General features: G+C 62.9%; 13 protein-coding genes. 9 read left to right on the top strand and 4 right to left on the bottom strand.

Features of this window, described 5'->3' with window-relative positions:
• Positions 1 to 54: 54 nt before the first annotated feature.
• Both DBR44_RS02530 and DBR44_RS02525 read right to left on the bottom strand, forming a co-directional pair.
• A complete protein-coding gene (locus DBR44_RS02530) occupies positions 55 to 567 on the bottom strand; it encodes a GNAT family N-acetyltransferase (protein ID WP_124641743.1) in 513 nt (170 codons plus the stop codon).
• Between the two features lie 69 nt (positions 568 to 636).
• Entirely contained in the window at positions 637 to 1,533 is an 897-nt protein-coding gene (locus tag DBR44_RS02525; RefSeq protein WP_124641741.1) for an NYN domain-containing protein, read from the bottom strand.
• Between the two features lie 147 nt (positions 1,534 to 1,680).
• On the opposite strand from DBR44_RS02525, the gene DBR44_RS02520 reads away from it, so the two are divergent.
• Positions 1,681 to 1,920: a hypothetical protein gene (locus DBR44_RS02520; RefSeq protein ID WP_103523731.1), complete on the top strand. Its 240-nt coding sequence runs from the start codon at positions 1,681 to 1,683 to the stop codon at positions 1,918 to 1,920.
• Between the two features lie 125 nt (positions 1,921 to 2,045).
• On the opposite strand, the gene DBR44_RS02515 is transcribed toward DBR44_RS02520, so the two are convergent.
• Positions 2,046 to 5,522 (bottom strand): indolepyruvate ferredoxin oxidoreductase family protein, encoded by a 3,477-nt coding sequence (locus tag DBR44_RS02515; protein ID WP_124641739.1) that lies wholly within the window; start codon positions 5,520 to 5,522, stop codon positions 2,046 to 2,048.
• Between the two features lie 398 nt (positions 5,523 to 5,920).
• On the opposite strand from DBR44_RS02515, the gene rarD reads away from it, so the two are divergent.
• The 8 genes from rarD to gmhA all read left to right on the top strand — a co-directional run bounded on the left by rarD (position 5,921) and on the right by gmhA (position 13,020).
• A complete protein-coding gene (rarD, locus tag DBR44_RS02510; RefSeq protein WP_124641737.1) occupies positions 5,921 to 6,838 on the top strand; it encodes an EamA family transporter RarD in 918 nt (305 codons plus the stop codon).
• A 168-nt stretch (positions 6,839 to 7,006) separates the two neighbouring features.
• Positions 7,007 to 8,875 carry a M3 family metallopeptidase gene (locus DBR44_RS02505; RefSeq protein ID WP_124641735.1) on the top strand — a complete coding sequence of 623 codons (1,869 nt, stop codon included), beginning with the start codon at positions 7,007 to 7,009 and terminating at the stop codon, positions 8,873 to 8,875.
• Positions 8,876 to 8,910: 35 nt separating this feature from the next.
• Positions 8,911 to 9,384 carry a GNAT family N-acetyltransferase gene (locus DBR44_RS02500; protein WP_124641733.1) on the top strand — a complete coding sequence of 158 codons (474 nt, stop codon included), beginning with the start codon at positions 8,911 to 8,913 and terminating at the stop codon, positions 9,382 to 9,384.
• Positions 9,385 to 9,390: 6 nt separating this feature from the next.
• The gene (locus tag DBR44_RS02495; RefSeq protein WP_124641731.1) at positions 9,391 to 10,320 is read left to right on the top strand and encodes a class I SAM-dependent methyltransferase; all 930 of its coding nucleotides are present in this window, start codon (positions 9,391 to 9,393) and stop codon (positions 10,318 to 10,320) included.
• Positions 10,317 to 10,970 (top strand): alanyl-tRNA editing protein, encoded by a 654-nt coding sequence (locus DBR44_RS02490; RefSeq protein WP_124641729.1) that lies wholly within the window; start codon positions 10,317 to 10,319, stop codon positions 10,968 to 10,970. Before DBR44_RS02495 ends, DBR44_RS02490 begins: the two co-directional genes overlap by 4 nt.
• Positions 10,964 to 11,359, top strand: a complete 396-nt coding sequence (locus DBR44_RS02485; RefSeq protein ID WP_124641727.1) for a GFA family protein — start codon at positions 10,964 to 10,966, stop codon at positions 11,357 to 11,359. Before DBR44_RS02490 ends, DBR44_RS02485 begins: the two co-directional genes overlap by 7 nt.
• Positions 11,360 to 11,418: 59 nt before the next feature.
• On the top strand, positions 11,419 to 12,306 hold the full coding sequence (locus DBR44_RS02480) for a DMT family transporter (RefSeq protein ID WP_233578314.1): 888 nt from the start codon (positions 11,419 to 11,421) through the stop codon (positions 12,304 to 12,306).
• A gap of 129 nt (positions 12,307 to 12,435) precedes the next feature.
• Positions 12,436 to 13,020, top strand: a complete 585-nt coding sequence (gmhA, locus tag DBR44_RS02475; RefSeq protein WP_124641723.1) for a D-sedoheptulose 7-phosphate isomerase — start codon at positions 12,436 to 12,438, stop codon at positions 13,018 to 13,020.
• Positions 13,021 to 13,089: 69 nt separating this feature from the next.
• Here gmhA and DBR44_RS02470 read toward each other — a convergent pair whose 3' ends face one another.
• On the bottom strand, positions 13,090 to 13,875 hold the full coding sequence (locus DBR44_RS02470; protein WP_199730958.1) for an inositol monophosphatase family protein: 786 nt from the start codon (positions 13,873 to 13,875) through the stop codon (positions 13,090 to 13,092).
• Positions 13,876 to 14,040: the final 165 nt, after the last annotated feature.

Here is a 14,040-nt window from a genome sequence, read left to right as displayed (position 1 = left end):
CTGACGCCGCAGGAAACTGCGGCGTTTTTCTTTTTTATCAATGTCCTGTGCGAATTACACCGGGCCGTCGCTCTGGCCGCTGATGAATTTCTGCATGTAGACCAGGTCCAGCCAGCGGCCAAACTTGAAGCCCACTTGCGGCAGCACGCCCACCTTGATGAAGCCCAGTTTTTCGTGGAAGCGGATGGAGCCTTCGTTGGCGGCATCTACCGCGCCCAGCATGGTGTGCTTGCCCAGCGCCTCGGCGCGCGGGAATAGCGCACTGACCAGCGCGCTGCCTATGCCCTTGCCACGCGCAGCGGCGGCCAGATGCACGCTGTGTTCCACGGTAAAGCGAAAGCCCGGACGCGGGCGGAAATCGCCGAAGCTGGAAAAGCCCAGGATTTCGCCCTGGTCTTCGGCTACCAGCACCGGGTAACCGGCGGCCAGCCGGTCCTGGAACCAGATGGCAAATTCACCGGGGTTGAGCGGGTCGTCATTGTAGATGGCGGTGGAGGTGGCAATCACCTCGTTGTAGATATCCAGAATGACGGCCAGATCTTCCAGCTTGGCATCACGTATCTGCATGTTTTCTCCTGTCATGAGCTAGTCCGGCGCGTCGTTGCCGGACGCGCCAGGGCGGATCGAAGCGTCCGCTCAGCCGGCTTTGCCGGCGGGTTCGGTTTTCTTGCGCGGGGTGCGTTTCTTGCGCGGCGCCGCTGCTGCCGGCGGGCTTTCCGGCTGGCTGAGCGGTGCAGCTGGGCCTGGGGTGGCGGGTGCCGGCTCGGCCACCTCGCCGTCCTTGATGCGGATTTCGCTGTGTAGCTTGGAGCCGTTGCGTTGTTCCTGCACGCTGAGGAAGTCCAGTTTCTTCACCATTTGCGACAGGCGCGAGTGGCCGTAATTGCGCGGGTCGAAGGAGGGGTCGTTCTTGGCAATATAGGAGCCGACCGCCGATAGTTCGGCCCAGCCGCTTTCCCTTGCCACGGCGTCGATGGCCGAGGTGAACATGGCCTGCAGCGGGTGGATTTCCTTGGCCACGGCCGGCTTGCTCTTGCTCTGGCGGGTGGTGCGGGTACGCGGCTTGTCGTTGCCGCTGGCAACTTCCGGTGGCTTTTCCGGGCGCAGGATTTCGGTAAACACAAACTTGTCGCAGGCCGCGATGAAGGGGCGCGGTGTTTTGGATTTTTCACCGATGCCGATGACGGTCAGGCCGCCTTCACGCAGGCGGGTGGCCAGCCGGGTGAAATCGCTGTCGGATGACACCAGGCAGAATCCATCGAAATTGCCGGTGTAGAGCAGGTCCATGGCGTCGATGATCAGCGCCGAGTCGGTGGAGTTCTTGCCGCTGGTGTAGGCAAACTGCTGGATGGGGTGGATGGCGTGCTTGTGCAATACCTCTTTCCAGCTCTTGAGCTGGGTGGTGGTCCAGTCGCCATAGGCGCGCTTGACGATGGCCGTGCCGTATTTGGCCACCTCGGCCAGCAGCTCGGCAGTGAGGCTGGCCTGGGCGTTGTCGGCATCGATCAGGACGGCGAGTTTGCGGTTTTCCATGCAGTTGCTTCCGGTTGGGGAATGCGGCCATGCTAAGCCCGGCGGCGGCTGGCGTCAAAATACCGCACCGGTTTTGATCGAATGGTGTCGGCTGGCACGCCGCTTGCTCTGTATTGCCTGGCATATCGCCCAACAGGAGGTTACGCCATGCCCTTCTTTTCAAGCCCGCGCAAGCATACCCCGGCTGTGCAAAAAACCAGTGAAATCGTGATGTTCAACTATCGCCGCCCGGTGCGTGCCCGCCAGGTGGCGCTTGGCAGCAGTGGCCGGCTGTGGCTGGTGGAAACCCTGGATGCAGTACATGGCATCTGGGTGTGGCAGGACGAGTACAACGGTGTTGACCAGGCGCTGGACGAGGCACGTCGCCTCAGCCTGATGCTGTCGTGAAAGGCTGTGCCTTGAAACGGTGCGCGTTTTCCCCGAAAGCGGGATTTTTTGATCAAAAAAAGGGCGCGGATGACATCATCCGCGCCTGAACCACCCTCTTTACTGCTACAACACTCACAAAACCATCAGGCTACCTTGCGTTTGCCAGCCTCCTGGCGGAAACGCTGCAGCAAGCCCTGTTGCCGTTCGCCAGCCTGTTTCCAGGCGGCCTCCTTGATATAGCCAAAGCCGCGCACGCCTTCGAATACCTTGACCAGCTCTACTGCCGTGGCCAGATTGTCGGCATTCAGCCCGGCCAGCACGCTGCTGACCAGTTGTTCGAATTCGACAATCAGCTGGCGTTCCAGCTTGCGGTCGGCCTGCCAGCCAAACGGGTCCAGCGCGCTGCCGCGCAAAAAGCGCAACTTTGCCAGCAGCTTCATGCCCTTGAGCAGCCAGGGGCCGAACGCTACTTTTTTCGGCTGATGGCCGGTGATCCAGCCGGCACCGATATGGAAGCGCAGCTGGTAATCGCCCTCGAACTGGCTGGCCAGCTCGCGCAGGAAATCGCCATTGGTATACAGGCGGGCCACTTCGTATTCGTCCTTGTAGGCCAGCAGATGGAAGTAGCCACGGGCAACCGCCAGCGCCAGTGCGCTGCTGGCCGGATTCACCGCCTGCTCGGCACGCACCACCTGGTCCACCAGCGCCTTGTAGCGTTCGGCCAGCGCCTGGTTCTGGTAGGCCACCAGTTCCCTGGCACGGTGATGCAGCACGCCATCCACGGTTTCACGTGGAACGAACTGCACCACCGAAGAAGGATTCACCAGCGCTTCCACCCGCGCCGGATCATGAGCGGCATGGCGGCCCCAGACAAAAGCCTGCTGGTTGAACTTGACCGCGGCTCCATTCAGGCGGATGGCTTCCATCAGCGCCTCTTCGCTCACCGGCACCAAGCCCTTCTGCCAGGCATAACCCAGCATGAACATATTGCTGGCGATGGCATCGCCCATCAGCGCAGTGGCCTGGCGGGTGGCGTTGACTTCCCAGAAGCGGCCTGCGCCTACCGATTCGATGACTGCGTCCTTCATGGCGCGGCTGGGGAAGCGCACGTCCGGGTTTTTCAGGAAGGCGCTAGTCGGCGATTCGTAACTGTTGACGATGGCGTGGCTGAAGCCTTCGCGCATCTTGGCCAGCGCTTCTTCGGCGGCGGTGACCACCAGATCGCAGCCCAGCACCAGGTTGGCATCGCCAGCGGCGATACGCACGGCGTGCAGCTGCTGCTGGCTGTCGGCAATGCGCACGTGCGACCACACCGAGCCGCCCTTTTGCGCCAGACCCGCCATGTCCAGCACGGTGACGCCCTTGTGGTCCAGATAGGCGGCCATGCCCAGTACCTGGCCGATGGTGACCACGCCGGTGCCGCCGACGCCGGTAATCATGATGCTGAAGGGTTCATGCAGCGCCGGAATCTGCGGTGCGGGCAGGGCGGGCATGGCTTCCAGCGTGGCCGCCGCCGGGCTCTGCTTTTTCAGCTTGCCGCCTTCCACGGTAACAAAGCTGGGGCAGAAGCCTTCCACGCAGGAGTAGTCCTTGTTGCAGCTGGACTGGTCGATCTTGCGTTTGCGCCCCAGTGGGGTTTCCACTGGCAGCACCGACAGGCAGCCGGACTTTTTGCCGCAGTCGCCACAGCCTTCGCACACTTTTTCATTGATGAAGGCGCGCTTGGCCGGGTCGGGGAATTCACCGCGTTTGCGGCGGCGGCGTTTTTCGGCGGCGCAGGTCTGGTCGTGAATCAGGATGGTGGTGCCTGTGGTTTCCCGCAGCTCTTTTTGCAGGCGGTCCAGTTCGCGGCGGTGGAACACGTCCACTCCCGGTGCCAGACCCTGCACGCCCTGGTATTTTTCCGGCTCGTCACTGGTGATGACGATGCGCTTGACCCCTTCGGCCGCCAGCTGGCGCGTCATCATCGGCACATCCAGATAGCCATCCACATTCTGGCCGCCGGTCATGGCCACGGCATCGTTGTACAGGATCTTGTAGGTGATGTTGACCCCGGCGGCCACCGCGGCGCGGATGGCTAGCAGACCGGAGTGGAAGTAAGTGCCATCGCCCAGATTGGTGAAAATGTGCTTGGTGTGGGTGAACGGGGCCTGGCCGACCCAGGTGATGCCCTCGCCGCCCATCTGGGTGAAGGTCTTGGTGCTGTCGCCTTCGATCCAGTGCGCCATGTAGTGGCAGCCGATACCGGCCACGGCACGGCTGCCTTCCGGCACGCGGGTGCTGGTGTTGTGCGGACAGCCGGAGCAGTAATGGGGCACGCGGGCAATGGCCTCGCGCGGCTGGACCAGCTGGGCTTCTTTTTCGTCGTAGAACTTCAGCCGGTCGTGAATCACCGGGCTGTCGAAGATCAGCGCCAGCCGGCTGGCAATGGCGCGGGCGATCATGGCCGGGGTCAGCTCACCGGCAGCCGGCAGCAGCCAGTCGCCGTGCGGCAGTGCCCATTCGCCTTTTTCGGCAAACTTGCCCACCACCCGTGGCCGCACGTCGTCGCGCCAGTTGTAGAGCTGTTCCTTGAGCTGGTATTCGATGATCTGGCGTTTTTCTTCCACCACCAGGATTTCATCCAGCCCTTCGGCAAACTGGCGCACGCCTTCCGGCTCCAGCGGCCACACCATGCCCACCTTGAAGATGCGCAGGCCGATGTCGGCTGCCAGGGCTTCGTCGATGCCCAGGTCGTCCAGTGCCTGCATCACGTCCAGATAGCTTTTGCCACAGGTGATGATGCCCAGCCGTGGCTTGGGCGAATCCAGGGTGATGTGGTTGAGCTTGTTGGCGCGGGCATAAGCGAGGGCGGCATACAGGCGGTGATGCAGCACGCGTTTTTCCTGCACCAGCGGCGGGTCGGGCCAGCGGATGGACAGGCCGCCTTCGGGAATGGGGAAGTCCTGCGGAATGACAAAGCTGAAGCGTTCCGGGGAGATGTCCACCACCGCCGAGCTTTCGATGGTGTCGGAAATGGCCTTGATCGATACCCAGCAGCCGGAATAGCGGCTCATCGCCCAGCCGTGCAGGCCGTAGTCGATGACTTCCTGTACCCCGGAAGGGGACAGCACCGGAATCATGCTGGCGGCGAGGATGTGGTCGGACTGGTGCGGAAAGGTGGAGGACTTGGCCGCGTGGTCGTCACCGGCCACCAGCAGCACACCGCCCTTGGCGCTGGTGCCGGCCACATTGCCGTGCTTGATCACGTCGCCGGAGCGGTCCACGCCGGGGCCCTTGCCATACCACAAGGCGTAGACGCCATCGTACTTGGCCCCCTCGAACATATTCACCTGCTGCGTGCCCCACACGGCGGTGGCGGCCAGGTCTTCGTTCAGGCCGGGGTGGAACACCACATTGTGTGCCTTGAGATAGGACTCGGCCTTTTGCATGGTCTGATCGACATTGCCCAGGGGCGAACCACGGTAGCCGGTGACATAGCCGGCGGTGTTCAGCCCGGCGGCACGGTCCAGCTCCTGTTGCAGCATGGGCAGGCGTACCAGCGCCTGGATGCCGGTCATCAGCACCTGGCCGGTGGCGGCGCTGTACTTTTCTTCCAGATCAACATGACGGATAGACATGGTTTCTCCTCCTGCCGCGCGGGTCCTGACCGGTAAGGTGGCCGGCATGGCCTGCGGCTTGTTCTCGCTTGTGGCGGTGGCGGGTTTTCTCGGCTGGAAAACGCACGCCTTTCTTTATGTTGTAGGCCGTAATCCCGGTGTCCGGGCGGTATTCTCCATGCCTCGGCTCAGCGGGTGGCTGCTATGTGGCGGACTCTAACTTACGTTTACGTCAACGTCAAAGGTCTTGACGTACAGCCCCCGGCAGTGCGGCGATTGTGCCAGTGCAGCATGTGCGGGCAGGGCCGCTGGCCGGCATTGTTTCCATGGCAGAACAGCATGTTATCGAGCCGGTGGTTTCTTCATGTGCGCCAAGCCGTTAAGCTGCTACGTTGAACACCTTATGCATCGAGTCTGTCATGTCTTCCGCCCAGTCCCGGCAGGACGCCACCCGCGGCGTGCTGTTTACCTTTATTGCCTTCCTGATCTGGGGCCTGTTTCCGCTGTACTGGAAGCCTTTGCACCATATTCCTGCGTTGCAGATCCTGTGCCATCGCATTGTCTGGTCTGCCGTGTTCGTGGCCGGCATTCTTACCGTGCGTCACAACTGGGCCTGGCTGGGCGAGGCGGTGCGCCAGCCGCAAAAGCTGGCCATTTTTGGCCTGTCCTCGCTGATGCTGTCGCTTAACTGGCTGATTTATATCTGGGCAGTCAATGCCGGCCATGTGGTGGAGGCCAGCCTGGGCTACTTCATCAATCCCCTGTTCAATGTGTTGCTGGGGCGGCTGTTTCTGGCGGAAAAGCTCAGCCCCATCCAGCGCAGTGCCGTGTTGCTGGCGGCTGCCGGTGTGGCCTGGATTACCTGGACTAGCGGCACCGTGCCGCTGATCGCGCTGTCGCTGGCGGCCACCTTTGGCCTGTATGGTTTGCTGCGCAAGAAAGCACCGCTGGCCTCGCTGGAGGGCTTGGCGCTGGAAACCTTCCTGATGGCACCGCTGGCGCTGGCGGCTTTGCTGTGGTTCCAGTGGCAGGGGCAGGCGGCCTTCCTGCACGAGTCGGTTGGCAGCGATGTGCTGCTGGTGGGGGCCGGGGTGGTCACCGCCATTCCGCTGCTGCTGTTTGCTGCGGGCGCGCGTCGCTTGAAGCTGGCCACCGTGGGCCTGATCCAGTACATCGGCCCCACCATTCAGCTGGCGCTGGGGGTGTGGGTGTTCGGCGAGGCGTTCGACAGCGCCAAACTGGTGGGCTTCTGCCTGATCTGGCTGGCCTTGCTGCTGTATTCGGCGGCCGGCCTGCTGTCCATGCGTCAGCAAAAGCGCAGCGCTGCCGCCGCCTGAAAGTCATGCAACCATCCCGTCGTGCAAGCCCGGCCATGCCGGGCTTTTTGCTGGCAGCAGCGGGGGAGCAATAGCCGTTGACCCTGGCGTTGTTCGGGCAGAAACTGCCAGTTTGCCGGCGATGGCGCTCATGAAGTGCCAGTGACAGGCCGAAGTAAAAGGAGAAACATGCAACACCCACGCGATTTTTTCCGTCAGCTGAATCAGGAATACCTGGCCGTGCATCGCGCCAAGGAGGCGCTGTTCTGGTCCACTTACATGGGCATGTCCGACGACCATGCCGGCTTTGGCCGTGCCGAGACCGCCTACAAGGATTTCATCTCCAGCCCCGCGCGGCTGCAGCAGACGCGCACCATGCTGGCCGCTGCCCGGGCTTTGCCGCCCGATGCGGAGCAGGCTGGCTTGCTGCATGGCCTGCAAGGCTGGCTGGCACTGTTTGAAAGCAACATCATCGACAATGATGAGGCCCACCAGCGCATGGCCGGGCTGATCGAGATGGAAGCGGCGCTGTTTGCGCGCCGGCAGTCGCACAGTCTGCGTCACCGCAACGAGCACGGCCAGTGGGAAGACGCCACACTCAGCATGCTGGTGACCAATATGGGCAGCAATCCGGATGAGGCCTGCCGCAAAAGCTCGCACGACGCCTTGCTGCAGCTGGAACAGTGGGTGCTGGACAATGGCTTTCTGGACATCGTGCGCCAGCGCAATGCCTTTGCCCGTGCCCTGGGTTACCGCGACTATTTCGACTACAAGGTGCAGAAAAACGAGCGGATGACGCCAGAAGCGCTGTTTGTCATTCTGGATGATTTCGAGCAGCGCACCCGCCTGGTCAACGAAAACGCGCTGAAGCAGCTGGCCAGTAACAAGGGGGCCGATGCGCTGGAAGCCTGGAATCTGCGCCACCACATGAGCGGCGATGTCACCCGCCAGATGGACCCTTACCTGCCGTTCGCCAAAGCGGTGGAACGCTGGCTGGAAAGCTTCCGCCGCCTGGGCATACAGTATCGCGGCGCGCTGCTGCAGCTGGACCTGATCGAGCGCAAGGGCAAATACCAGAACGGCTTTTGCCATGGCCCGCAACCCAGCTATGTCGATGAGCAGGGCCAGTGGGTGCCGGCCCATGTCAATTTCACCGCAGATGCCACGCCCGACCAGGTGGGCAGCGGCGACCGCGCCATCAACACCCTGTTCCACGAGGGCGGCCACGCGGCGCACTTTGCCAACGTGACCCAGAATTCCCCCTGCTTTTCGCAGGAATTTGCGCCGACCTCCATGGCCTATGCCGAAACCCAGTCCATGTTCTGCGACAGCCTGCTGGGCGATGCCGACTGGCTGGCGCGCTATGCGCAAAACCGCCAGGGCGAGGCCATGCCGGAGGCACTGATCCACGCCGGCATCGAGGCCAGCCAGCCTTATCGCGCTTTCATGGAGCGCATGATTTTGCTGGTGGGCTATTTCGAGGCCGCGCTCTACCAATTGCCGGATGAGCAGCTGACTGCCGGGCAGGTATTGCAGCTGGCCCGTAGCAGCGAGCAGCGCATTCTGGGCATCGCCTGCAGCCCACGCCCGCTACTGGCCATTCCGCATTTGCTGAACCAGGAGTCGGCGGCGTCCTATCACGGCTATCTGTTGGCCAATATGGCGGTGTATCAGACCCGTGCATATTTCCTGCGCCAGTACGGCTATCTGACCGACAACCCGGCCATCGGCCCGGCGCTGGCCCAGCATTACTGGGGGCCAGGTAACAGCATCAGCCACGACGCCACCTTGCGCAGCCTGACCGGCGAGCCGTTCAATGCCCGCTATCTGGCGGACGAGTGCAACCGCAGCGTGGAGCAGGCCTGGGCCGATGCCCGCCAGCAGATGGCCGCTGCCGCCAGCCGCCGCTATCCCGAGCCGGCGGCTGCCGATCTGGATGCCCGCATCCGTCTGGTTCACGGTGATGAACTGATTGCCGATAACAGCCAGGGGGACGCCGCCATGTGTCGGCAGTTCGAGCACTGGGTGGCGACGCACTATCCGGCCACACTCACCTGATATCCTGTTTGCTCTTGCCACCATGAGGCCCCGCCATGTCTGACACGCTTGCTCTGGAATTCGATTGTGACCCCGCCCGGCTGGAGCGGGACATGATCTATCACTATCTGAGCCAGCAGTCCTACTGGGCTGCCGGCTTGCCGCGTGATGTGTTCGAGCGCTCGCTGGCCGGTTCGCTGTGCTTTGGTGTGTATGTTGCTGGCAAGCAGGTGGGGTTTGCCCGCATGATTACCGACCAGGCGACTTTCGCCTATCTGGCCGATGTGTTCGTGCTGCCGGACTGGCGCGGGCGCGGCATCAGCAAGGCGTTGCTGGCGCACATCACCGCCTACCCGGTTTTGCAGAATCTGCGGCGCATGCTGCTGGCCACGGCAGATGCACACGGCCTGTATGCGCAATTTGGCTTCACCGCACTGTCGCGGCCCGCGTACATGATGGAGCGGCTGGATCAACAGGTATATCAGCGACTGGCAGCAACGGTGAGCACACCGGACTGCACACAAGGATAAGCACTTATGGAGCTGGCCAAACAATGGCTGCAGGGCAAGGGTGTTGAGCTGGGGCGGGGCGCGCATAATCCGCTGGCTCCGGCCGACTGCATCAGCGTGGCCCCCTGTGATGGGCAGCACTATCTGGAAGAACCCGACCTGATCGACTACCAGGTGTATGCCGCCGAGCAGCAGCGCTATGGCAAGGGTGTCGCCAAGGTGGACATGGTGGCCGAGGCCACCGCGCTGCCGTTTGCCGATGGCGAGCTGGACTATATCGCCAGCTCGCATGTGCTGGAGCATGTGCCGGACATTTTTACCGCCTGGCTGGAGTGGGGGCGGGTGCTGCGTCCGGGTGGCATCAGTTTCATGATCGTGCCCAAGCGCGATGCACTGGTGGAAGACAGCGTGCGGCCCATCACCGGGCTGGAGACGCATATCGAGGCCTTTCAGCACAAGATGACGCCGCAAAGCCTGTCGCCCGGGCTGCCGTGGCGCATGCATTATCACGTGTTCACCCTGCAAGGCCTGCTGGCTGCGCTCAACTGGTTTAACCAGCAGGGTCTGGGTGTGGCTTGGCTGCTCGAGTCGCAGGAGGAAAGCGACAGCAATGTCGGCAATGGCCACACGCTGGTGTTGAGCAAGCAGCACACCCTGCCGCTGCTGGAAGACAGCATTGGCCAGCTGGGGGCGGTATTCCAGGCTGAGCGCTATCAGGAGGCGGCCTTGCTGGCGCGGCAGGCGCTGTCGCTGAATTTCCGCATTCACGAGGCCTGGTTCATTCTGGCGATGTCGCAAGTGCAGCTGGGAGACAGCCATGCGGCGGAGCAGTCGCTGACCCAGGCGCTGGTGCTGCAGCCCAAGCATGCCGAGTATCGCGATGTTTACCAGCAGTTGCTGGGCCAGCCCTTCAGCTATCCGCTGAGCCTGGTCGACTATCTGGCGCTCCTGCTATGACGGGCAAACAGTTCTGGATCGACCCCTACCAGACCCGGCTGGCCACCACGGTGGCACGGGTGGAAGGTGAGCATGTCTGGCTGCAGCACACCATTTTCTATGCCTTTTCCGGCGGGCAGGAGAGCGACGCCGGCAGCATAGGTGGCTGGCCGGTGTTGCAGGCAGCAACACAGGGGCTGGACATCGTCTATACCCTGCCGGCCGGTCATGGATTGCAGGCGGGGGATGCCGTGCTGGTGGAGATAGACTGGCTGCGCCGCTACCGGCTGATGCGGCTGCACTTTGCCGCCGAGCTGACACTGGAAACCATCTACCGCGACTTTGCCGCGGTGGAAAAAATTGGCGCACATATCGCTGCCGACAAGGCGCGCATCGACTTTGCCCTACCCGCAGCCATCACCCCGCACTTGCCGGCCATCACCGCCAAAGTGCAGGGCCTGATCGATGCCGACAGCGCCATCATCAGTGCCTTTGCCGATGAGGCTGCGCAGCGTCGTTACTGGGAAGTGCCGGGCTATTGCCGCGTGCCCTGCGGTGGCACCCATCTGGCACGCACCGGCGAGGTGGGGCGTATTGCGCTCAAGCGCAAGAATATCGGCAAGGGCAAGGAGCGGGTGGAAATCACCCTGCTGGAGGATGGCGAATGCTAGGCAGCTGCCTGTGCGGTGCTATTGCTTACGAGGTGGATCAGCTGGATCTGCCGATTACCCATTGCCATTGCCACACCTGCCAGAAAGCCCATGCGGCCAGCCATGTACCGACAGCCGGGGTCTTGCGCCAGCATTTTCGCTGGCGGCGCGGGCAGCAACACCTGGGCAGCTTTGCCTCGTCGCCGGGCAAGCTGCGCCATTTTTGCCGCCAGTGTGGCAGCCATCTGCTGGCCGAGCGCGCGGGCAGCCCCTATGTCATCCTGCGGGTGGCCACACTGGACGATGCGCCCGCGCAGCAGGCAAGCCAGCATATCTGGACCAGCCATGCCCGGCCCTGGCTGGAGGTAGACCATCTGCCGTGCTGGCCGGAATGGCCGCCTGACAGGTAAGCTGGCAGGCTTTGTCATGATCATCCGTCCGGCCTGTCCGGGCGGGCAGACTGGATATTATGTGGTATGACCTGGCCGCCATCGGTGCGGCAGCCTGCTGGGCGTGGGGTGGCATTCTCGGTGCCGGCCCCTCACGCCATTTCGGCCCCTTTGCCTTTACCCGCTTGCGCTTGAGCCTGCTTACCGTGCTGTTGGGCGGCATCAGCCTGCTTTCCGGTGGCTGGCACAGCATCAATGGCAGCAATCTGTGGCCGGCCCTGCTGTCCGGCCTGACCGGTATTTTTCTGGGCGACACCATTTATTTTTCCGCGATGAACCTGCTGGGGCCGCGCCGCGCCGGCCTGCTGTTTGCTACGCATTCGGTGTTTTCGGTGGTGCTGGGCATCTTGTTCCTGCAGGAAAAACTCAGCCTGCCTGCCTTTGTCGGCAGCAGCATGGTGTTTGGCGGCGTGCTGCTGGCCGTGGCTTTTGGCCGGCGCAGCGCCGATGCCCATGCCTGGGAGCATCCGACCCACCTGAAGGCGGGGGTGTTGCTGGGCATGGTGGCCGCCCTGTGCCAGGCCATGGGGACATTCTTTGCCAAGCCGGCCATTGCCGCCGGGCTGGAACCGGTCACCGCGTCAGCCCTGCGCATGGGCATTGCTTGCGCAGCGCACTATCTTTTGTTGCTGGGCGGTCTGTCTCTGGCCAGGAGTCGCGGCGCTTATACGCCGCGCATGCTGGGCCAGACGGCGCTCAACGGCCTGGTGGCGCTGGGCCTGGGCATGACGCTGATCATGCTGGCCTTGCAGCATGCCAATGTGGCCACGGTGGGCATGCTGTCGGCGCTCAGCCCGGTGCTGATCCTGCCCATGCTGTGGCTGGTGCAGAAGCAGGCCCCACCGCCGGTGGCCTGGCTGGGGGCGGTGGTGAGTTGTGCCGGCACGGCCTTGATTGTGCTTCGCTGAATTTTACCTGGCTGCCATTTCCTGCCGTGGCGGGGGGCAGGGTATGATGACGGGGCTGGCCGCTGGGCCAGCCCTGTTTACTGATGGCAATGGCGCGGTGCTGTTGCCCGCACGCATGACGGATCGCCGATGATTTCCCATATCCAGTCCAGCCTGACTGAAGCGCAAACTGCCCTCAATAATCTGCTGGCCAATCCCCAGGCGCTGGCCAGCATCGAAGCGGCCGCACAGCAGCTGATCGACAGCCTCGCCGCTGGTGGTCGTATCTTCTCCTGCGGCAATGGCGGCTCCATGTGCGACGCCATGCATTTCGCCGAAGAGCTGACCGGCCGCTACCGCAACAACCGTCGCGGCATGGCGGCCATCGCCATTTCCGATCCCAGCCACATGAGCTGCGTGGCCAACGATTTTGGCTACGAGCATGTGTTTTCGCGCTATCTGGAAAGCCATGGCCGCGCCGGCGACGTGCTGATCGGCATCAGCACCAGTGGCAACAGCCAGACCATCGTCAACGCGGCCAGCGTGGCGCGCGAACTGGGCATGAAGGTGATCATCCTCACCGGCCGTGCCGCCACCCGGCTGGAGCCGCTGGCCGATGTCTACGTCAACACCCCTGGTGGCCAGTACGCCGACCGCGTGCAGGAACTGCACATCAAGGTGCTGCACATTCTGATCGAGCTGGTGGAACGGCATTTCTGCCCGGAAAACTACTGATTGCGGCATGTGGCCACTGCATGAAAAACGGCCCCTTGAGGGCCGTTTTCTTTGCGGGCAAGTCTGAGTCTACTGGTTGGCGCGCACCCAGCGGTGCCAGTGGCCGTACAGTTCCGGGTCGATGGCGGCAATCACCGAGCGCTTCCACACCGTGTCGCTCCAGTAGTCGTCGGTGTTCAGGCTGGCCAGGCGGCCGCCGGCTTCTTCCAGAATCACCGCGCCGGCAGCATAGTCCCACAGCCGCTGACCGCCGTGCAGGTAGAGGTCGTAACGGCCCGCCGCCAGAAAGCACCAGTCCAGCGTGCTGGAACCCATGCTGCGCTGGCTGCCAAACGGTGCCACGCTGCTCATGCGCGCCGCCAGTTTGCCGGAGCGCAGGTATTTCACTTCCACGGCGGCAATCGCGTCGCCCATGCTGTTGCGGGTGGTCTTGAGCGGCAGGCGCCGGCCATTGAGCCAGGCGCCCTGGCCGCGACGGGCATAAAACATTTCGTCGGATACCGGGTTGTAGATCACGCCCAGCTGGCTGACGCCATCGATGACCAGCGCCACCGAAATGGCGAAATAGGGCAGGCCGTTGACGAAATTGGTGGTGCCGTCGATGGGGTCAACCACCCACAGGCCGCCCGGATTGCCCTGCCATAAGGCATCCTGCTCCTCGCGCGTCATTTCCTCGCCCAACACCGGGTGGGGCAGCACGGCCGGCAGCTTGTCTCCCAGCGCCTGCTGGCAGGCCATATCGGCCTCGGTGAACAGCGAGCCGTCGTCCTTGCGTGTTTTACCCACACGCAAAAAGCGCGGCATCACCTCCTGGCGGGCCACGTCACGGACAACTTGCATCACCTGTTCAACCACCTGCATGGTGTTCTCCTGAGTGTTCTGCCGGGCCGGATGGATAGGCGTCTGGCAGAAACGACAACAGCGGCCATCCGGCCGGCGTCTGTCTGTAAGGTAAACTGCATGGCCGCCGGCAATAGCGCCAGCGGCAGGATTGTCGTCCTGTCCAAGCTGTTTAGCAGA

It is taken from the genome of Aquitalea sp. FJL05 (assembly GCF_003852595.1).
Classification (GTDB): domain Bacteria; phylum Pseudomonadota; class Gammaproteobacteria; order Burkholderiales; family Chromobacteriaceae; genus Aquitalea; species Aquitalea aquatilis.
This window is presented reverse-complemented; position numbering and strand designations above follow the sequence as displayed.

Excerpts from the sequence above, each read along its gene's own strand:
- DBR44_RS02530 (WP_124641743.1), bottom strand. The coding sequence starts at position 567 with ATGCAGATACGTGATGCCAAGCTGGAAGATCTGGCCGTCATTCTGGAT.
- DBR44_RS02525 (WP_124641741.1), bottom strand. The coding sequence starts at position 1,533 with ATGGAAAACCGCAAACTCGCCGTCCTGATCGATGCCGACAACGCCCAG.
- DBR44_RS02520 (WP_103523731.1), top strand. The coding sequence starts at position 1,681 with ATGCCCTTCTTTTCAAGCCCGCGCAAGCATACCCCGGCTGTGCAAAAA.
- DBR44_RS02515 (WP_124641739.1), bottom strand. The coding sequence starts at position 5,522 with ATGTCTATCCGTCATGTTGATCTGGAAGAAAAGTACAGCGCCGCCACC.
- rarD (WP_124641737.1), top strand. The coding sequence starts at position 5,921 with ATGTCTTCCGCCCAGTCCCGGCAGGACGCCACCCGCGGCGTGCTGTTT.
- DBR44_RS02505 (WP_124641735.1), top strand. The coding sequence starts at position 7,007 with ATGCAACACCCACGCGATTTTTTCCGTCAGCTGAATCAGGAATACCTG.
- DBR44_RS02500 (WP_124641733.1), top strand. The coding sequence starts at position 8,911 with ATGTCTGACACGCTTGCTCTGGAATTCGATTGTGACCCCGCCCGGCTG.
- DBR44_RS02495 (WP_124641731.1), top strand. The coding sequence starts at position 9,391 with ATGGAGCTGGCCAAACAATGGCTGCAGGGCAAGGGTGTTGAGCTGGGG.
- DBR44_RS02490 (WP_124641729.1), top strand. The coding sequence starts at position 10,317 with ATGACGGGCAAACAGTTCTGGATCGACCCCTACCAGACCCGGCTGGCC.
- DBR44_RS02485 (WP_124641727.1), top strand. The coding sequence starts at position 10,964 with ATGCTAGGCAGCTGCCTGTGCGGTGCTATTGCTTACGAGGTGGATCAG.
- DBR44_RS02480 (WP_233578314.1), top strand. The coding sequence starts at position 11,419 with ATGTGGTATGACCTGGCCGCCATCGGTGCGGCAGCCTGCTGGGCGTGG.
- gmhA (WP_124641723.1), top strand. The coding sequence starts at position 12,436 with ATGATTTCCCATATCCAGTCCAGCCTGACTGAAGCGCAAACTGCCCTC.